The following is a 19,858-nucleotide window of genomic DNA, read 5'->3' as shown; positions in this document are numbered from 1 at the left end:
GGGGTCATCTGTCTTTTTGGCATGTGCAGGTTTTGCTGAAATTAATTGAATCTGGAATATACCTTCCATACCAGCTCGCGACGGCTGTTTACATCCGTTTTTAAGAAAATAGCTTTCAGATGATCCTGCACCGTGTAGGTTGAAATATGAAGTTTGCTTGCCAGCTCTTTGGTCGAAAAGCCTTGAACAATGAGCTGAACAATCTGCCGCTCACGTTCCGACCATGCATACACCTCTGCCATAAGCGGTAGCATATCGTTTGCTTTGGCAGGCTCGAACCATACGGCTAGCTGCTTCTCATCGAGTCCCTGTCCCCCTTGAAGGAGGGTGGCCCTGAGTGTTACCCACGGAATTCCGGCGTCTGCGGAGGGAATACATAATCTGGCCGGTGGAGTGGATGTGACGGAAGCTTGCCCGATCGGCGGGAGGGCTGTGGATAGCGCGCGCAAGCAGACCGCCCGGACCGGGGCGGGAAGGTTGTTTCCATCGATTCCCTCCTGCTGACGAAGCAGCTTTAGCCACTGCTCTGCTGTTATATTGGACGAAATCGGAATCAGTTTGGCGGAAAGCACTAGAATCCCTGGCTCCAATTCATTTTCCGCGGTCGTGCTGGGAACTGGGCACAAGCCGACACTGGCCTGACGTAGATGATAGGCTATGGACGGTGCCAGTGCTTCAAGCAGTTGTTGTTCCTCGGTGCTGAACGCAGGCTGTGTATGGTGGCGGAACAGCGTAAGGAATCCCCAACAGCTTCCCTTGTACATAAACGAAACACGCAGCTCATCCCCGAATCCGGCGGGGTGTAAAACCTCTCTAAACCGTCTGCTCCGATCCGGCTGCCCTTTTGTAGCCCCGTGTAGCGTCGCTATGGATCGTCCTTCTCGCACCAACTGATCGTATTTCATCATATCGTCGTGCAAATATTCGTATTCCAGCAGCTTGTTATGGATGTCTCCCACACCCGATTCCGTAAATGCCCCTGTGGAAAGCAGTGTATGCGGATCTACCGAGGTGCAGCACGCAGCATCAAAAGAAACCTGAGTACGCAAGCGGTTGATTAGCGTATGCTTGTATGTTTGCTGCCGAGCGTCCTTAAGCTGTGCCCGTTGTGTAAAGTGTACGTTCATAAGCTGCTCCCATCCTAAAGGCTGGAGATTTCTAAGGTCTTCTGTTTAAATCCCACATTTATGGGATGGTGGATCTACGTATGGTCTTTATAATTGAGAATGATTCTTAATTAAATTTACAATATACGAATGGCCGGGGAAGATCAAGGCCAAATGTTAGGAGGGAGCCATAAACCTATGAGCTGGAATCATCCGAGTGTGCATAAGTACGCCGATACGATTGCTTTAAAAATACCGGGATACGCCCAATTGTATGAAATGACAGATCATTTGATAACCGCACAGCTAGAAATACAAGCCTATACGCAGACAACAGAGCCGAAGGTCCTGATTGTTGGGGCGGGAGGGGGGCAGGAATTGGTTACGTTTGGGGGGCGACATGTAGCGTGGTCCTTTACGGCAGTTGATTCCTCTGAGCACATGCTGGATTTGGCACGCAGGCGTGTGACGCAAGCAGATATCGGCTCAAAAATATCGTTTGTTGCAGGTACGCTGGAAGATTTGCTGTGTATACAGCGCAATGAGCAGTCTGATAAACAGTCCAAACAGCCCTACGAAAATCCGTTATATGACACTGCTACCTGTCTGCTGGTGCTTCATTTTCTGCAGGGCTTGGAGAGCAAACAGGCATTGCTACGTCAGATATCCGCTCGTCTCAAACCGGGTGCGCCTTTTTGTCTAGCTTCTATAAATGGGAGTCCGCAGGAGCCAGCATTCTCCATTCAAATGCAGGCGTGGAAAGGTCATATGCTGAATCAGGGCATTCCTCTGGAGGACTGGGAGCGATTCGCTGCATCCATCGGACGTGAATCAGACCCGGTGCCCAATACGGTAATACAGGAAATGTTGGCGGATGCGGGCTTTACCCATATTACCCGGTATTATGGCGCTTTTTTAGTGAATGCGTGGTTTGCGGTTAAAGAGGGAGAGGGAGATCATGGCAAAGGATAACATCATCATCATTGGTGGGTATGGTCATGTCGGAAAAATAGTATGTACGGAGTTAAGTGAATTGTTCCCCGGCAAGGTGTTTGCCGCTGGCCGCAGTCTGGAGCGTGCCACTGAATTTAGCCGGCAAACAGCTGGTAAAGTACAGCCTATGCAGTTGAATATTCATGAGCCGATTGCCACGTCGATACTAGAACAGGCCAAAGTCGTTATCATGTGTCTGGATCAGGAAAATACAGCCCTGGTACGTGCCTGCCTGCAGCATGGCGTGCATTACATGGATATTACCGCCAATGGAGCCTTTTTGCATCAGGTGGAGCAGTATCATCAGGAGGCACGAGCTTATCAGGCCACAGCCCTGTTAAGTGTGGGATTAGCTCCGGGACTGACCAATCTGCTGGCACTGCAAGCGGCACAGCTTATGGATCAGACGGAAGAGCTGAACATATCTCTGATGCTGGGCTTGGGGGATGAGCACGGTCAGGCTGCTATTGAATGGACAGTGGATCAGATTCATACAGACCTGGAGGTTATGGAAGAGGGACGTCCGGTGATGCGAAAAAGCTTTACCGACGGTAAAGTGGCTGACTTCGGTGCAGGAGTGGGTCGCCATCGGGCGTATCGATTTCCTTTTTCGGACCAGCAGACACTTCCCCGTACGCTTGGCATTCCCACGGTTAGCACACGCCTTTGCTTTGATTCGCGGTTGACTACCCGGCTGCTGGCGGGATTACGAACCACAGGGTTATCGGGCTTGCTCCGACAGCAATCTGTGCGGGATGTAGTGGTCTGCAGCTTCAGCAAACTGCATCTTGGAGGAAATGACGTGGCGATCAAGGTAGACGCACGAGGAACTCTCCAAGGCAGGGAGACGAAGGTCGAATGCCGACTCAGAGGACATCGACAGTCCCATTTAACCGCCAAGGCAGCTGTGTTTGCAGCGCTGGCTTTGTACCGATCAGAGCTTCCCTATGGTGTATTTCACATGGAGCAGTGTTTTGCGTGGAGTCGTATTCAGGATTGGCTGGGACAGCTGGTAGCCGTAGAGATTCAGGTGGACGGACAGCATGTTTAGAAGCTATATATTCTAATAAAAAGATTCTTCATATCATCCAAGCCTTATTCAGCAATGTATTGCGGATAGGCCTTGGATTTCTTTTCCTATTGGATTACACTAGAAAGAAGTACATATTTTTGGGAAAGACCGGTGGGGATGATATGAAATGTGGAACCCCAATCCGGTCGATAACGGTCAGGAATAAATCAAAATGAAAGAGAGGGAATAGGACGTGAAGGTGGAACAGGAGTTGGAAGAAATCAAACAAAGATTGGCTCACATCGAGGCGAAGCTGGAACGCAGGTCGACCTCCGGGAGAATTATGAAGTATATGATTATCATTTTCTTGTCTATTTTTTTCTTGCTGTTGGTGATCGGGGTTGTTCAATTTGTTTCCAGTTCTTCGGTGTAAGGGGATGGAAGAGGGGAGCTGCTTATGTCCATAGAAGCGATTATTTTTGATTTGGATAATACGCTAATTCATCGTAAACAGGCGTTTGTGGCATATGCGGAGCGCTTTGTGGAACGATTTATTGTGGCAGAAGGACCGGAAAAGCGGGAAGCTATAATCGAACGGATACGTCTGGCGGATCAGGACGGGTACCGGGACAAGAGGGAGCTGTATACCGAGCTGCATGCAGACTTGGAATTGAAAAATCCCGATACGACAGTGCAAGAGATGCTGGGCTTTTGGTATGGTAAATTTCATAAGTTTACAGTACTGATGGACGGGGCCAAGGAAGTGCTGTCCGAACTGCGGTCACGCGGGTTGAAGCTGGGTATTATCACCAACGGCTCACTCCGCTCGCAGCAAGCGAAAATCGACCGGGTGATGCTGAGGGATTATGTGGATTCCATTATCGTATCAGGTGGTGTACACATCGAGAAGCCTAATCCCCGAATATTCGATCTGTCTCTACAGGAGCTGGAAATTGCCAACCCTGGTCACGCGTGGTATGTTGGGGATCATCCGACAAATGATATCCGTGGTGCGCAAAGTGCAGGCTTGCATACCATCTGGCTGGAAGGTTTTATGCCGTGGGAGGAAAAGGGCATTGTACCAGACGATCAGATTGGGAGTCTGCGCGAAATCATCACTTGGCTGGATCGTCAAAGCTATTCGGTGAATACGGAGGAGGGAGCTTCATGAGCATACAGCATCATAGGTATGAATCAAACGATCATACCAAGCCTATCCTGCTATCGTTTCCAGAGCAATTTCAGACGGAACGATTGACGATTCGCGCTCCACAGTGGGGAGATGGAGCAACGGTCAATGAAGCGATCCGGGAGAGTGTGAATGAACTTCGACCGTGGCTTCCTTTTGCGAGAAGCCTTCCTACACTGGAGGAATCCGAGATTCGGTCACGCGAAGCCAGACTTCAATTTCTGGAGCGGTCTGACATGATGCTGTATGTATTTGATACGGCTTCGGGAGAATTTGTAGCCAGCAGCGGCTTGCATCGTATCGATTGGGATACACGCAGATTTGAAATCGGGTATTGGCTCAGAACATCATGGGCCGGGAAAGGCATTATAACAGAGGCAGTTCATGGTATTACGGATTTTGCTATACAGCATTTGGAGGCAAACAGGCTGGAGATTCGTTGTGATTCCAAAAATACACGCAGCGCCAAGGTAGCGGAACGGGCAGGCTTTACTTTGGAGGGCATTTTAAGGAACGTCGAATATGACGAAGAAGGAAAATGGGCACACCAGATGGTTTTTGCCAAGGTGCGCGGTATTGAATTTTAGCATCTATTGCGGAGGCTCATGATGATTAATTATAAGATGAAAAATATAGGCAAGCTGGTGTGCATACAATATGACATCAGCATAAAGTTTGGCATTTTTGCAAGCGCTATCCTAAGGAGAAGCTTGACGAATTTCCAGCAGCCTGACGGAGATTTCCCAGTGGTAGGACAGGTGATTTAACATGAGGAGTGTTCGTAAAAGCGTCAGGATAAACACAAATCGCGCAATACGCGCAATACAGGTGAAATCTCGCTGGAAGAAACGCGCTGTGTATTTGGTTGCCGTGCTGGTCGCTATCTTATTGGGCTTGGGAAGCCGGGTGTTCTCCTCCCGATTGCCTGAATTCGTTGCCAGTCACTTTGGGGATGCCTTGTGGGCATGTATGATTTACTTTGGACTGAGAATGTTGTGGGTAGATCGTCAATTGTCTGTAGCCCTGTGGGGCAGCCTGCTGTTTTGCTTTGCCATTGAGTTCAGTCAGATGTACCAGGCTCCCTGGATCAACCACATTCGGGCGACGACGCTAGGCGGACTGGTGCTCGGCAGAGGATTTCTGACCGCTGATTTGATCAGGTATACGGTTGGTATTGCGATATCCTGGTTGTTGGATCAAGGCTGCCAAAAGCTGGCGGGGAACAATACACGAATAGACGACGACAAATCACCCAAATCACTCAAATAATAAGAAAAGCGAGGGTTGCGCTTGAAAGCAAAGGGAAAACGTCACAGGATGTTTGGTAAGATGATTGGATTGTGCGCGGGGTTGAGCCTATTGTTTGCGACCATACTTGTTCCAGGGCAGGCACTGGCCGAAAAACAGCTTGCGGCGCCTCTTCGTTTTGACTTTGGTCCGGGGAACGTAGCTGACGGATACACCCAGGTCACCGCCAAGGATGCTTACACGCCTGAGCAAGGCTATGGATTTATGGATCTGTCCAAGGTAAGCGAAGAGGATCGTGGTGGAAGTGATGCTATTCGCTCGGATTTTGTTCGTGTTCAGGGCTCATCCTTTGTCGTCAATTTACCACCTGCGGATTACACGCTTTCCCTGATTGCCGGAGATGCAGCCGGAAACACAGATATTACTGTAAAAGCCGAGTCCATCGTTAAGGTGGAGCCAACGACCAAAGCAGCAGGCCAATTTGTCGAGGCAGGATTTGAGCTCGCCCTTATTGACGGTCAGCTGGAATTGTACTTCTCGGGAAATGATCCGAAGGTTAACGCTTTGGTTATTACGCCCAAGGAAGCTCGAACGGCTGGAGAGCATCCTTCGGTATACCTTGCCGGAGATTCTACGGTTCAAACCTACAAACCCTCCATGAAGCCCCAGGCGGGCTGGGGTCAAATGATTGCGCCGTTTTTTACAGATGAGGCTACTTTTGTGAATCGTTCTATAGGTGGACGAAGCACGAAGACCTTCCTTGTGCAGGGACGGCTGGATGATATATTGAGGAACATCCGGCCCGGGGATTATCTGCTCATACAGTTTGGTCATAATGATGCGGCGATCAACAATCAAGAACGCTATGTTTCACCTGCAGATTACAAGGTTTACTTGAAAACCTACATTCAAGGAGTCACACAACGCGGGGCGATACCTGTGTTAATTACTCCGGTGGGTCGTCGGGATTATGATGCGGCAAGTGCTTCCTTTCGGACTAGCTTCCCGGAATATGTGCAGGCCATGAAGGAAACGGCAGCCGAGACAGGTGTTGCACTGGTTGATCTTAGTCGCTTGAGTGTAGAATATTACAATACACTTGGCCCGGAAGGAACACTCCCATTATTTTTACACGTGGAGCCAGGGGTGTATCCTGCATTCCCTGATGGGGTGAAGGATGATACGCATTTTCAGGAGTATGGCGCGGAGCAAATAGCCCGACTGGTAGCTAGGGGCATTCGCGGGCTGAATATTCCTTTAGCCTCTTATGTGCGGACGGAGGATTCGCAATAAAACACAATTTCCATCCATGATATACTTAGAAAATAAGCTGGTCCTACCCAAGGATAGCATTGTTTCGGCTTGGGTAGGGCTTTAACGTTTGTGGACTCATCTATCTTGTATGCTAGGAGGAAGCGAAGATGACGGTTGCCCTGCTCAGCAGACTCGTTGATAATCAAATGTTTTATAATCAGCACCGAAGTTTGTTCTATATACGAGAGGAAAATGTTCTTATGGGCCCTTCTCCAGAGTTGACCTACTGGATGACACAGAGGGGTTCGGATTTGATTTTCATGTTGCAAAGCTTAAAGTGCCAGCACACGTATACCGCTTTTGTTGCGGATGTAGCCTCCAAAACGCTGCACCAGTTGGTAAGCACCAATCAGTTTCTGCATTTTCACGCAAAACATGTGAGGGAGCTTACCGAGCTGTACGATCGACTCTTCATCCGGATTCAAAAGCTGTTCCAAAAGCAATCTATAGATAAAGCAATGCTGAGCTTGCTGTTTCAGCAGCATTACGGGCATTTAAGAGATTTTTTAATTCGTACCAACGGACAAGCGATGTTTGCCAAGTATGCAGAAAGTGAGTATACCTTTTGGATACCTTGCGAGGAATACACGCCGGAGTTGCAAGCCGAGCTGCTAGGATTGGATATGGCTCGCATGCAAGAGCCTGTTCTCGACATCGGTTGCGGATCAGAAGCAAGGCTGGTCTTCTATTTGCGATCTCACGGATTCAAGGCTTATGGGACGGATCGATTGGCTAAAACAGAAGGCTGTGTAACTCAGGGAGATTGGTTGGAAACTACCTTTGAGGAAAGCCAATGGGACACGATCATATCTCATATGGAGTTTACCAATCATTTTATACATCATCATCTGAAGGCTGACGGCAATATTTACGAGTACGCTCACAAATATATGGAAATCCTCAGAGCGATTCAGCAGGGAGGGAGCTTTATTTACAGTCCATGCCTTCCATTTATGGAAGAGCTTTTGGATGCCCGATCGAGTTATCAAGTAGAGTATATCCATTCTTCCACAGGATACAAAGCCACGAAAATAACGCGTTTAGGCTCGTAGGAGCTAAGGGTGTCAGAGGGGGAAAACAGAGTTGAGGGGGGTGCGAAATGAACATAGAAAATGCGATTGCTATCGCGGCGAAGGCTCATCAGGGACAGGCGGATAAAGGCGGCCAGCCTTATATTTTTCACCCGCTTCAGGTTATGAATCGAGTAGAGCATATGGATGAAAAAATAGTAGCCGTGCTGCATGATGTGCTGGAGGATACAGAGGTCACGGCGGATCAACTGAAAGAAGCGGGTTTTGGCAGACACATTATTGAAGCGGTGGAAGGGCTGACTCGAAATGAGGGAGAGGAGTACAGTGAATTTATACGTCGAGCCCAAAAAAATCCATTATCCAGAGTGGTAAAAATAGCAGATATTATGGAAAATATGAACCTGGAACGCATTCCTAACCCTACGGAGAAAGATTTAGCACGAATAGAAAAGTACAAGCAGGCGCTGTTAGTGCTTTTGAATTGAAGCCACTTTGACAGTTTTAAGGCTATAGTAATACCACAATCAGGTACCGATTTTTGCTCCTTGCTCAGTCAGGGAAGAAGATGTACTTTAGTGCTTTTATTTGTCAGATTCAATCTTTGAATGGTAGTATAAGGGTAGATATTACTCTATTTGGGATTCTATTAATCTAAATCATATTTCTTTGAATGCCGATATATGGGAATGAGGCGAGAACACACTGTTATTGTAGCCGCCCGAAAATGGATGTATATCATTGGGTTAGGAGAGTAGACGAAGTGTCGGATTTATATACCAAAAAAGAAGTAGTGGAATATGTAACGAGCACAGCTCTTGAACGGCCTTTAGGTGTAAGTATTGCAGCCATTTTACTGATTTTTAATGGGGCTCTTCTGCTGGTGACACAGCTATTGACACTCAATGCGTTGAATGAGGCTTCTACGTTACTAGGGATTTGCAGGGGCATGTTTCAAGGATTCATTGCTTTGCTTGGTTTGGCTGGAACCACTGCTGGTGTTGGTATGTTGTTTGGTAAGAAGTGGGCCTGGTGGCTGGCTGTATTTTATTTTACATATGAGACTATGTACTATGCGTGTGCCATTTTGTTCATTCCGGATATCCCGCCTATATGGGGCGGTGTACAGCTGAGTCCTGCTCTATATTACATAAAGTATGGTATTCGTATTATTTGGAATTTGTCTTTTACTTTGTTCATGTGCCATGGTAAAGTGCCCGGATTTTTTCAAACGAATGAAGTCAACAAGTGGAAAGCATGTATTGCATTATTCCTAATTAATGGAGTCCTGGTTGGAATTGGCTGGGGATTATTAAATTAGGTTCACCGTATAGAAGCCTTCATTGGTCCAGATAACGAAGGCTCCAGACGGTTGCTGCTCGAAAGTGGTTTTACAAATATCCTTTGTCCCCATAAGGCTGGAGTCGATCAATCCAGGTCTGCTCCAGCTTTGCCAGCGCATCTTTGACATCGAAGAACTCTGAATCCTTTTTCTTCAAAATGTCCAGCACTTCAAATTCAAATGCATCCTCGCCATACTCATTCCATTCTTGTTGCAGCTGTTTATTTTTAGATACGCCCATTTGCAATTCAAAACGACGCCCATTCAGCGATTTCAAATTCGGCGTAGAAGCGACAAGCATTTTTCCATTGTGTGTATTGCGAATGCAATAGATTCCAGCCTCGGTTTTTATCTCCATGTACTGCTGTACCAGTTCTTTTCTTCTGTTCATGGTTGAATCCTCCTCATTTATAAACGTTGCTCATTAATAATCTTTTAACCAATATTCACTTCCATCCGGCTTGCGATCCAATAGACCATACTCAATCATATATCTGCGCACTGTGACATAATCGTCATACACTTCCTGTAAAATCGTATTGATATCCTTCTCATGATACGTTTGTCCTTTTACGAAACGTTCCGCAATTTCACGCAGCACAACTAGCTTGTGCTTTTCTTGCATTTTGAAGGTTTTCAGGTGCCCGTCTGTACCATTCGGAAAATACTTCTTGAGTATCTTTTGCTTTTCGTCTTCTGTAATGTTGTAGCGTTCGTCCACCATCCGTGTCCGTACCGGCACTTCGATGATGGCTGGAGCATGGCGGTCCTTCTCCTTTAGCAGCTCCATTAATGTGAGAAATACCTTGGCCTGCCGTTCTTTTTCCTTGAGTCCAAAGCGGTGATTGCGTATGGTTGATGCACTGCCGATTCCGGTTTCCTTTTGAATATCCGCATCGCCCATGCCTTCATAAAATAGCTGAAGCAGTCGATTCTGATGATCCGTCAGCCCGGTCAGCTTTTTGTCCAGGCCGATCAAATATTCAAATACCGAACCATATGTCCGCTCAATATGAAGACGCATGTATCTCTCCGCGTCATAAAATACCCCTTGATCCTGATAGATGATACCTTGCTCGTATCGCTGTCCGTCCAGCAGGCAGACCACCTGCTCTCCCTGACGGATATATCCACGCTTTAGCTCCTCGACTCCAGCATTCCAGAATAGCTCGGAATGATCCATTTTAGCAAACACCTCGATTAAATGATGATTATTTTATAGACAATATAACATTTCGTTTATTTTAAATCAATGAGAGAGATGAATGTAAGGGAGATTTCCGGTGACTCTGTCGCCAATTTATACACAGGAGAGCTAATCCACCTGAATGCAGATGAATTCATTCATGAAACAATACTTATTTTACAGAGGGAGTTGCTCCGAGTGAGTCGTATAAAAAAGGGATAAAACCTCTAACACGGAAATAGGGCTTGTCAAAATTCTTTATTTGTCGTAAGAAGGGCTTCTCATTTTGCAAGTAGCATGAAAACGTATAATTACTCTGATCCAACCGTCCAAAACGCGTTGGGGTTCTTTAAGGTTGCCTTGGAAATTTGAATATATGATGCCTGCTTCCAAATATCTATGCTTGTAATTTACTTTCTTCTAATATTTAACTGTTAGTAGAATTATTGAAAAGTTATAATGCTAATGATTATCTGAGTGTACTTGGAGAAAAGAGGTTAAGAGATGATGTTGAAAAAATGGCCATTAATATTGATGCTAGGTGTTTTTATAGTGGCATCATTGGGCTGGAATGGTGGAGTATCTTATGCAGATTATCGTACTTGGGACAAGGACAAGGGTAGATTTTATTATACTTGGTACAAGTACAAGGGTACTGAGGTGAAGACATATAAACTGACTGAAGTACCTGGAAGACAAATAGAACTGGGTTTTGATATTGATAAACATTCAAAAGAAGGAGAAATGGAAGAGCGAAGGTTCTTTCAGGCTTTAAGCCAAACCCCAAATGTGTATGGAGACTTCACCGGCTATAAAACAGTGAAAACAACTGGAGTTGTCACCGAAAGTATAACGGATGGGGTTAGAAAATTTACAGTTATTGATTGGCTTTATAAGCAAGAGCCACAAATTGTAAAATACGTAAATCCAGATGTAACTAGAAAAGATTATTTTACTTGGCAATCAGGTAATGCTCTTCGAATTTTTATGAAAGGGTCAGAAGCAACTTCTTTGTCTGAGCTGTTTTATGAGGGGGTACCAAATGAAGAACGACTTCATTTTAAAGCTAACGATATATATTTTGTTTGTTTCTCCTCCAGCGATGCAAACCCCTTCATCTATATGACTGCTGAAGCGTTAACAGAGGAAGGGGCTCATACGTTTACCAACCGGGAGTTTGTAGGTCAGATAACAAGCGCAGATCCTGCAGAATATCCGCAAAATGGGATTTCAGGGGGTTACTATTATGTTTTTAAATGGTCGGATTCGGATGATCCCCATTATGTAGAACAACTGGACAAAGCTGCAGCAGCGGTAACACAAGCAGAGACAACCCAATTACAAAATGATGTAAATGCAGCTGTAGAGCTAATAAACAAGTTGCGTAATCCAGACAAGGGCAAGCTTGTTGAAAGGGTAGCAGCGATACAGAAAATCATTGATGCAAAAGCTGCTGCCTATACTGAACAATTAAAGACAGCTACGCAGGCAGTTGAAAAAGCAGAAGCTTCAAAATTACAAACGGAGATTAATATGGCCCGCCCTTTACTAGTGCATCTCAATGATACAGACAAACAACAGCTTAATGACCGATTGGATCGTATACCGGCTATTGATGATTTGCCCAAGGATATAACAAGTCCTTCCAAACCTAAGAAGTTAGTAGGTTCCAGACCTTCGCCTAACAGCATTACTCTAACCTGGGAAGCATCTACAGATGATGTTGGAGTCGTTGGCTACGATGTTTATCGTAATGGTCAGATGATAGGCAATACCAAGGAATTAACCTTTCAAGTAGACCAATTAGAACCTCAGAAAATATATAAGTTCGCAGTTAAAGCCAAGGATGCGGCTGGTAACTATTCGGAGTTTAGCATTAGCATTAAAAGTGGCCTATCCAGAAAGTATAAATATATATATGACGCTAATGGAAGGCTTGAGCATATTGAACAGGATGGTCAGGTTGTTTTCAAATATCAATATGACTCTAACGGTAACCTGATACAAATTAAGAGTAAATAACTCCAAATAAACGATAAGTAACTTAAATTAAAGTCACGGAATGGAGAGAAGAACTTGCGATTTAGAACAACAAGACGTCATATAGCGATAATCATGATTATTACATTTATTTTCAGTACAATTAGTGGCTTTGTTCCTCCAAATGTATTCGGTGCAGGGAAGGACAATTCGCAATATTCGGCGGATCAAATGGCTGCCCGATTTGGAGTCACATCATCTTTTCTTTCGGAACAAGTAAAAAAAGGTTATTCATTAAATCAAATTTATACAGCGTTATATATGGCTGAACAGGATCATATAAGCTACGAGCAGGCAGTAGCTTCGTTATTTCCTTCAGAGGAAAACCAATCACAGACTGTAACAAGTAACGTATATAATAAGCTATCGGATGCTCCATTAGATAACCTGATTTCTCATAGTGTTACAGATGATGTTTATCCAACAGATGATCCTGATCCAGCATCAAAAGTTACTGAAGATGTATATAAGGTGGACTTCCTGAAACAAAGTCTCATGGTGAATGTGCCACAGCTTCCACCCATTAGAGAAGAAGCGCCAGTATACAATAAGTCTTCTTTTAATGAAGCACCTTATTCTGTTGGTGACGATAAAGAATCGATATCCACTTTATCAGGCAGCTTATCGCTGCAAAATACAGATTTAACTCTGCCTGGACGAAATGGGCTTGGCTTTTCTTTGACGCGTCAATATGATACGAATCGGGCTCAATTTTTTGACAAGGGCGCTGAAATTGTTGACAACAGTGCTGCTGTGCAAAATTATTATGTCTACTTTAAGGCGATGATGAAACCTGTCACTAAATCGTACAAGGTAGCCTATCAGCAAAAAAGATGGGTGCAAGAGGACACAAATGGTGATGGGAATGTTGATGTTAACACCTATAATCTTCAGCCAGAAACCAAAGTTATAGGCACATACACAACCTATGAAGCTGCTAGTCAAGCAGCGGGACAGAAAATAACCTATACAATAGCTCCGGAGTCCAGAGTAGAAAAGAACTCTCAAACGGGAAAATGGGAGAAGGCTTTTCCGGACTCTATTAAGTATAGTAAAGATGGGTTTACCGGAACTTTAAGTAAAGACGGGCAAGCTAGAGTCATCAAGGGATCATATACGGCTCCTAGTTCAAAAAATATATACATGGAACAATGCAGCGTTATGAATTTGTTCTATTATGATAGTATGGGCAACGCTTCGCGAACTTTTCAAGGTAGCCCGGTATGTGGAGACTCTAAAATGCATTACGACAGGGATTCATATGTAGGGGATTTAACTTTATCGTCTTTGCTCGTTTTCCCAAGATGTCCCATGTACTCTCCTGGTAGAGGAATATGTACAGAATCAGGAGCAGCGTATTATTCAGGAACAGTCTACAATAAGGGAACTGCTGATACCAGAGAATGGAGACAAGATTATAGCGGAACCGTCACAAAGCCCGGTTATACTAGCGATATTGGTTATAGCGAGTGGACAAGTAACGGAAAAGGCGGAAGGACAAGAACAGCCTTTACCATGGAAGGCTCACCACAAATTGAAACGATTGTTTCTGAGGGGCTGGAAACGGCTGTTCGCCGACAGACAGCGCTGTTCACAACCATTGCTGAGGCTGAGTACTATAGGGATATAATTAACAGCAGTCCTCAGGCTGAAATTCCGGGTGACGATGGGAATAAATACTATATTGCAGCAGATGCGGATGCTACCGTTTTTGCTGAGATTGTAGCCTATCAACCTTCATTTATTTTTCAAAACCGTACCTATCCTGCGCTAGAAGATCAATTGAACCCTCTGGGTAAGGGGTGGTCTTGGAATTTACCTTATGTAGAAACCAAAGAGGGCAAGCAGTATATGCACTTGGGGGATGGTGGCAGCTATGAAATTGAGGGTGACCAGCTCAAAGGTTACGACTGGAAAGGACTGACCTTCACTCCCGACACTTCAGTAACAGTTAATGGGGAGAACTCAGCTACTGTATTAACTTCTGTTGATGGGACGAAAAAACAATATTTTTCCAAAGACGGTCAGTTGCTGCAAATTGAAGATGCATATCATAACACGATAAAGTTCAATTATGAACTCAATGCTACTTATAAACGTAAATTGCTTAGTAAGGTAGAAGATGCAATCGGCAACTCGATTGATATTCAATATACGGCTACAGACGTTACTTTGTCTAAAGGAAACCGCACAGTTGTCTATAATAAACATACAGAACAAGGTGTTGAATTACTGGATTCCGTGACAGATGCCGAAGGCAGAAAAACCACATATTCCTATACATTGGCACCTGCCAAGTTTAATTTGAGCGCGTCACATCCTGAAAGACAAATCTCTAATCCGTACGCTTTGTTAACCAAAGTATTTCATCCTACGGGAGCCTCTACTTTGTATACTTATGAAGACCAGCCAGTAAAACGCTATATTGGCTCCGATTCGGTAAACGAGGCATATAGAGCGGTCTCACGTGTAGACCAAATCACATATGAAAACAATCAAACCGAAAACTATAATCGGGAAACGATTCATTATAATTCCGATATGGGTGAGAGCTATGTAAAAGATACTTCGTTCTCTACCGTAACAGACAATGGATTGGTTCGTTCAACATTCAATTATAATAAAAAGTTTATTAGTGCAGACACGCCACCACAGTATTACCTGGATCAATCTATGGTTAAAGCAGGAGATTCTGAAAAGAGCACAGCTTATCAATACGGTAAGCAGGTGACAGGCAAAGCCTATACCGTACCTGTTCCAACCCGTACTTCGTCCAGTAATAATCAAAATGGAGACGTTTTGACAACGACTGCTGAATATGATGATTACGGTAATATTACAGGTTCAGTGGATGAAAAGGGTTCACAAACTGCGTATATGTATGACGACAAGCATAGGATTAAAACCGTTACGGAACCGATTGATTCCCAAAGCACTGGAGTTACAGAGTACACGCGTAACCCACAAGGGAAAGTAACGCAGGTCATCGTCTCCAAGGATCATTCCGGGGGAGAATTACTACAAAAAGTAAATTATTCGGGTATCGATGCTTACGGAAATACAACGGTTCAGACGATTGCGAATGGTAACAAGTCCGTGACTACAACAACGGAATACAGCAGTGGCTACGATCATGCTTTTCCAACGAAACAAAGTGTAGAGATTACAAATATTGATGGTGGAAAATCTACAGTAACCATTCAGTCTGATTATGATAAGTCAACTGGTTTAATCACTTCCTCGCTGGATGGGAAGGGTCAGAAAACCGGGTATCAATACGATGCTCTTGATCGCGTAAAGGCTGTAACCTATCCGGACGGTAAAAGTATCCGTGTAGCCTACGATGATCTTGAGAACACCGTAACGGTTACGAATGAGCTGGGGATACGAACCAAAACACGTTACAATGCTTTGGGCTGGAATATCGAGTCAGGATTGTTCGAAGGTAACGATTACGTGATCAAGTCCAAGTCAGCTTATGATGCTAACGGAAGATTAGTGTCCAGTGAAGATGCACTTGGGCATCTGACACGCTATGGCTATGACGCTTGGAGCCGTACAACCTCGACAGCCTATGCGGACGGTTCAGAAGCAGCAGTTAAGTATGATGATGCTCTTCGTCAAGTAATTCAACGAGACGGTGAGCTTAATGAACAAATTCAAATCTACGATAAATGGAACCGTTTGGTACAAAATAAAGAAAAATCAGCAATAGACGGTAACGAGGAAATAACTTCCAAGATAGTGTATGATGCTGTAAGCGATCAGACTTTGAAACAGACCGATGCGAATGGAAATGAGACTCAGTTTTCGTATAATGCTTTGGGTGATCAAACATCTGTAACAGAACCCAATGGCGAAACGACGAAGTACACTTACGATATGCTGGGTAATCTCACTCGGATCACATATCCGGATGGTCAAGCTAAAGTCAAGTCGTATGATGAACTGGGTAGAGTGATTCAAACCAAAGACGCGAACGACCAGATCGAAAAGCGCTATTTTGATGCGAATGGCAACTTATCCAAAAAAATAGATCGCAACGGGAATGTCACTTCTTTTGAATACGATAGCCGTAATCGGTTGAAGTCGCGTACAGGTAAAGATGAGACGGTCAGCTATGTATACGATGCGGCAGGCAAACGCCTAAGCATGACAGATCAAACGGGTACAACATCCTATGCGTATGATCCGTATACGGAGCAACTGAACACCTTGTCTTACCCGGATGGTCTAAAGCTCTCCAATCAGTATGATTCGAATGGCAATCGAACTGAAATGACAGGACCATTTGGCGAACAAGTAAACTACACGTATGATCTTTTGAACAGATTGAAGACTGTAGGTAATACAAAAGATAAGCCTGTTTCGGAATATGCCTACACCAAAAATGGATTGCTGGATTCAACAGTATCTGCAAATGGTTATCGCCAGCAAAATCAATATAATGGGATTGAGTTAGTTGAATTAAAGCACACACGATCTGATGCGGAAACGAACAGCTTCCAATATAGCTATGATCCTGGTAAAAATATCACGAAGCGTATTCAAAATGGTGTAGAGGATGCCTTTACGTATGACAAACTGAATCGGATTGCTACCTCTACCGAAAATCAGGATGCTTATTCGTATGATGCCAGAGGGAACCGTCTTACGATGGAAACAGAGAGAGCCCCTCATACGAAGCCGAGGGTGAATAGCTTTGACGATCAGAACCGATTGACCCAGGTCAAGATCGACGGAAAGCTTGTAGAGTACCGATACAACGGGGATGGATTATTGACAGACCGTATACAGGACGGCGTTCATACCCGTTACTACTACGATGGAAACAATGCCCAAGTCATAGCAGAAGCTACGATTGAAAATGGAAAACCTGTTTTAAAAGCCAATTATATTCGTGGTTTGAAATTAGAGGCCATAGCCTATGCCGATCAAACGGAAGCCTATCCCGTCTATAATGGTCACGGAGATATTATTGAAATCAGAGATTCATCTGGAGCCTTGCTGAATCAATATCAGTATGATATTTGGGGCAACGAAGAGGTCAAGGAAGAAAAAGTCCACAATCCATTCCGATATTCAGGCGAATTATGGGATGATACAACGGAATTACAATACCTTCGTGCCAGATGGTATGATCCTGATAGTGGAAGGTTTATTAATGAGGATACGTATGAAGGGAAGATAAGCGATCCGCAAAGCTTGAACTGGTACGTATATGTAAATAATAATCCCTTGATTTATGTGGATCCAACTGGAAATTGGTGCCAATCAATTGATGGGAAATCATCTCACAGTGGTGGATGTAACGATCTAAGTAAAATTGATAGATATGTTCCTGATTCATTATATAAAGCTAATCAGCATAAGCCATACAGTTCTATTGTTCAGATATATGAGAAACAAAAATTGATGGCAATAGATAAAGCTCGAAATATATCTGTTTTTCGAATATCTAAAAATGAAGTTGCTTTACCAGTTAATAATGCTGGTTCCACAGCTAATTCTCTAATTCAGATTCTAGGAATTAGTGCAGCAATTGGAATAGAGGCTAGTAAAACAAAGGTAGATACAAATACTACTCTTAAACCTAGAACAATTTATAGAAGTGGGAGTGGTACGAATGTAAATCTGACACCAAGAACTGTGGATACATCTGGACTTTCTTATTTTCTTAAAGTGGTGGGGGATAAAGGTACACTTACAACTGTAGAAGCAGTCAATGCAACTGGTGTACTTAAAGCAGTTATAGATAACGCTGCTACGGGGCATGTCTCGGTTAGCGCCGTTGATCCTTACGAGCATAAAATGTGGATAGCTTCCAGAGAAAAAGCTAACCAGTCGCCTTATTATTTAACTGAGATATTAAAAAGTATATCAATAAAATACTGATTATTGGAAAGGGGCTATGAGGTGAAGCCACGAGATTATATTCCTAGACACAAATCTGATTTTGATAATATAAATCAGTTAAAACTATTAGAAAAAAAACAAATTAGACCCATAATATCTGAACTATTCGTTTGGTTAAAAGATAGTAACTGGCCGATTTCATCAGAAATTAGGAATATATTATTTCAATTTGATTTAGAGTTGGTTCCAAACTTGAAAAGAATATTAAAATCTGATGATAGCACTTGGAAGTACTTTGTTCTTGAAGATTTTTGTAGATATCTTCCTAATAGTGTAATTGGAGAGATAGCATTAGAGTTAGAAGAGCTTATTATGCATCCCAGTTTGGATGATAAACTTGAAGAAGTCGACCGGATTGCTGGAGAGATTTTAGAGAAATTAGAATAATTGTTGTGAAATTATTTTGCTAACCTTGAGGGACACTATGCCTAGTTGAGTCCATATCAAATGTGCAAAAAAGGTTTTCAAAAAATGAACAGAGAGCCATGTTCAAAACCCTCAGTTAGAATAGAGTTATTGAAACAATATTCTAAAGGACAAGGTGTGTAGTGACATGGCTCTATATCAAATTCCCTTAGATGCAGAGCATGTGCATCAACTTTTCTAGGAAGTTTCTCAAGATACGTTGGATCACGAAACTGCTGGGGGCAGTTTTGAATCAAGAGTCGCAAGCCAAGCCCAGATGACCGAGCATGTGGTGGCAGAGTGCCATGAGAAGACGGAAGAAAGGAAGAAAAAGTCCACAATCCGTTCCGTTACTCTGGCGAACTGTGGGATGATACAACAGAACTGCAATACCTGTGCGCCAGATGGTATGATCCTGATAGTGGAAGATTTATCAATGAGGATATGATACGTATGAAGGAGAGAATGAAAATCCTTCGAGTTTGAACTTGTGTACGTATGTTCAAAACAATCCGTTGATTTATATTGATCCAAGTGGTCATACACATATGGCTGGCGCAGGTGATGGTGGACTCTATTATAGTGTGGCAACATCTGAAGACACGATGAGCATAATTAATTGCTCGCGGAGCAAGCAATGGTGTAAAAAGTCAGCTTTTAGGACAACTTCTATCTAAACATAGTAAATCCATGTTTGGGTATGCTCTAAGTGGGGGAAATGACCCAGAATCAGTTTAAATATCTTTTTGGTCTTGCTACTAATCAAACCAACCTGGGTAGCTCTATTAAGTTCATAGCCAATGAATCTGGATACTTTGGTACAAATCGGTCAGAGCGGAAGTAGCAAGGTGAGAAATATTTCTGGAGGAGATAAGGTCGCACGAGAATTCTTTAATGAAAAAACACAAGGATTTAAAACCGAAAAAGACCTTGGTAACGGTAAAATACTTAGAATTATGGAAGATGGTACCACGGTCACTTACAGATCAGTTTCGCATTCTGACGGAACTCCTGCAGTTGATATTAATGGAGGCAATATGCTCAAGCAGCAAAAAATTCATTTTATAAAATAAGGAGGA

Annotated in this window: 17 protein-coding genes and 1 pseudogene; 15 read left to right on the top strand and 3 right to left on the bottom strand. The window is 43.8% G+C overall.

What is annotated here, in order from left to right:
* Nucleotides 1–41: 41 nt before the first annotated feature.
* The gene (locus tag KQI_RS0123340) at nucleotides 42–1,127 is read right to left on the bottom strand and encodes a LuxR C-terminal-related transcriptional regulator (protein ID WP_010349297.1); all 1,086 of its coding nucleotides are present in this window, start codon (nucleotides 1,125–1,127) and stop codon (nucleotides 42–44) included.
* Nucleotides 1,128–1,304: 177 nt separating this feature from the next.
* On the opposite strand from KQI_RS0123340, the gene KQI_RS0123335 reads away from it, so the two are divergent.
* From KQI_RS0123335 to KQI_RS0123285, 10 genes are all read left to right on the top strand, one after another.
* Nucleotides 1,305–2,078: a class I SAM-dependent methyltransferase gene (locus KQI_RS0123335; RefSeq protein WP_010349296.1), complete on the top strand. Its 774-nt coding sequence runs from the start codon at nucleotides 1,305–1,307 to the stop codon at nucleotides 2,076–2,078.
* The gene (locus KQI_RS0123330) at nucleotides 2,065–3,150 is read left to right on the top strand and encodes a saccharopine dehydrogenase family protein (protein WP_010349295.1); all 1,086 of its coding nucleotides are present in this window, start codon (nucleotides 2,065–2,067) and stop codon (nucleotides 3,148–3,150) included. The genes KQI_RS0123335 and KQI_RS0123330 overlap by 14 nt, the downstream gene beginning before the upstream one ends.
* Before the next feature lie 214 nt (nucleotides 3,151–3,364).
* On the top strand, nucleotides 3,365–3,544 hold the full coding sequence (locus KQI_RS0123325) for a hypothetical protein (protein ID WP_010349294.1): 180 nt from the start codon (nucleotides 3,365–3,367) through the stop codon (nucleotides 3,542–3,544).
* 24 nt (nucleotides 3,545–3,568) lie between these two features.
* The gene (locus KQI_RS0123320; protein ID WP_010349293.1) at nucleotides 3,569–4,282 is read left to right on the top strand and encodes an HAD family hydrolase; all 714 of its coding nucleotides are present in this window, start codon (nucleotides 3,569–3,571) and stop codon (nucleotides 4,280–4,282) included.
* On the top strand, nucleotides 4,279–4,887 hold the full coding sequence (locus KQI_RS0123315) for a GNAT family N-acetyltransferase (protein WP_010349292.1): 609 nt from the start codon (nucleotides 4,279–4,281) through the stop codon (nucleotides 4,885–4,887). Before KQI_RS0123320 ends, KQI_RS0123315 begins: the two co-directional genes overlap by 4 nt.
* Before the next feature lie 181 nt (nucleotides 4,888–5,068).
* Nucleotides 5,069–5,569, top strand: coding sequence for a ribosomal maturation YjgA family protein (locus KQI_RS0123305; RefSeq protein WP_029390303.1), 501 nt, complete (start codon nucleotides 5,069–5,071; stop codon nucleotides 5,567–5,569).
* Nucleotides 5,570–5,629: 60 nt separating this feature from the next.
* A complete protein-coding gene (locus tag KQI_RS0123300; protein ID WP_010349289.1) occupies nucleotides 5,630–6,841 on the top strand; it encodes a rhamnogalacturonan acetylesterase in 1,212 nt (403 codons plus the stop codon).
* A 128-nt stretch (nucleotides 6,842–6,969) separates the two neighbouring features.
* On the top strand, nucleotides 6,970–7,914 hold the full coding sequence (locus KQI_RS0123295) for a class I SAM-dependent methyltransferase (RefSeq protein ID WP_010349288.1): 945 nt from the start codon (nucleotides 6,970–6,972) through the stop codon (nucleotides 7,912–7,914).
* Between the two features lie 47 nt (nucleotides 7,915–7,961).
* Nucleotides 7,962–8,378, top strand: a complete 417-nt coding sequence (locus tag KQI_RS0123290) for an HD domain-containing protein (protein ID WP_010349287.1) — start codon at nucleotides 7,962–7,964, stop codon at nucleotides 8,376–8,378.
* Nucleotides 8,379–8,653: 275 nt separating this feature from the next.
* Nucleotides 8,654–9,211, top strand: a complete 558-nt coding sequence (locus KQI_RS0123285; RefSeq protein WP_010349286.1) for a hypothetical protein — start codon at nucleotides 8,654–8,656, stop codon at nucleotides 9,209–9,211.
* 70 nt (nucleotides 9,212–9,281) lie between these two features.
* Here KQI_RS0123285 and KQI_RS0123280 read toward each other — a convergent pair whose 3' ends face one another.
* Together KQI_RS0123280 and KQI_RS0123275 are read right to left on the bottom strand one after the other, a co-directional pair.
* On the bottom strand, nucleotides 9,282–9,623 hold the full coding sequence (locus KQI_RS0123280; RefSeq protein ID WP_010349285.1) for a GIY-YIG nuclease family protein: 342 nt from the start codon (nucleotides 9,621–9,623) through the stop codon (nucleotides 9,282–9,284).
* A 33-nt stretch (nucleotides 9,624–9,656) separates the two neighbouring features.
* Entirely contained in the window at nucleotides 9,657–10,415 is a 759-nt protein-coding gene (locus KQI_RS0123275; RefSeq protein WP_010349284.1) for a DUF2087 domain-containing protein, read from the bottom strand.
* A gap of 507 nt (nucleotides 10,416–10,922) precedes the next feature.
* Between KQI_RS0123275 and KQI_RS27485 the strand changes: the two genes are divergently transcribed.
* The 5 genes and pseudogenes from KQI_RS27485 to KQI_RS0123250 all read left to right on the top strand — a co-directional run bounded on the left by KQI_RS27485 (nucleotide 10,923) and on the right by KQI_RS0123250 (nucleotide 19,852).
* Nucleotides 10,923–12,440, top strand: a complete 1,518-nt coding sequence (locus KQI_RS27485) for a fibronectin type III domain-containing protein (protein WP_241763995.1) — start codon at nucleotides 10,923–10,925, stop codon at nucleotides 12,438–12,440.
* A gap of 93 nt (nucleotides 12,441–12,533) precedes the next feature.
* A complete protein-coding gene (locus KQI_RS0123265) occupies nucleotides 12,534–18,353 on the top strand; it encodes an RHS repeat-associated core domain-containing protein (RefSeq protein ID WP_010349282.1) in 5,820 nt (1,939 codons plus the stop codon).
* 21 nt (nucleotides 18,354–18,374) lie between these two features.
* Entirely contained in the window at nucleotides 18,375–18,761 is a 387-nt protein-coding gene (locus tag KQI_RS0123260) for a DUF5071 domain-containing protein (protein WP_010349281.1), read from the top strand.
* Between the two features lie 339 nt (nucleotides 18,762–19,100).
* Nucleotides 19,101–19,321: pseudogene (locus tag KQI_RS29865) on the top strand (RHS repeat-associated core domain-containing protein); the annotation flags it as partial.
* A gap of 306 nt (nucleotides 19,322–19,627) precedes the next feature.
* Entirely contained in the window at nucleotides 19,628–19,852 is a 225-nt protein-coding gene (locus KQI_RS0123250) for a hypothetical protein (RefSeq protein WP_029390302.1), read from the top strand.
* Nucleotides 19,853–19,858 lie beyond the last annotated feature (6 nt).

It is taken from the genome of Paenibacillus peoriae KCTC 3763 (assembly GCF_000236805.1).
Taxonomy (GTDB): domain Bacteria; phylum Bacillota; class Bacilli; order Paenibacillales; family Paenibacillaceae; genus Paenibacillus; species Paenibacillus peoriae.
Note: the sequence above shows the minus strand (reverse complement) of the source record. Positions and strands in the feature narration are given on the sequence as shown.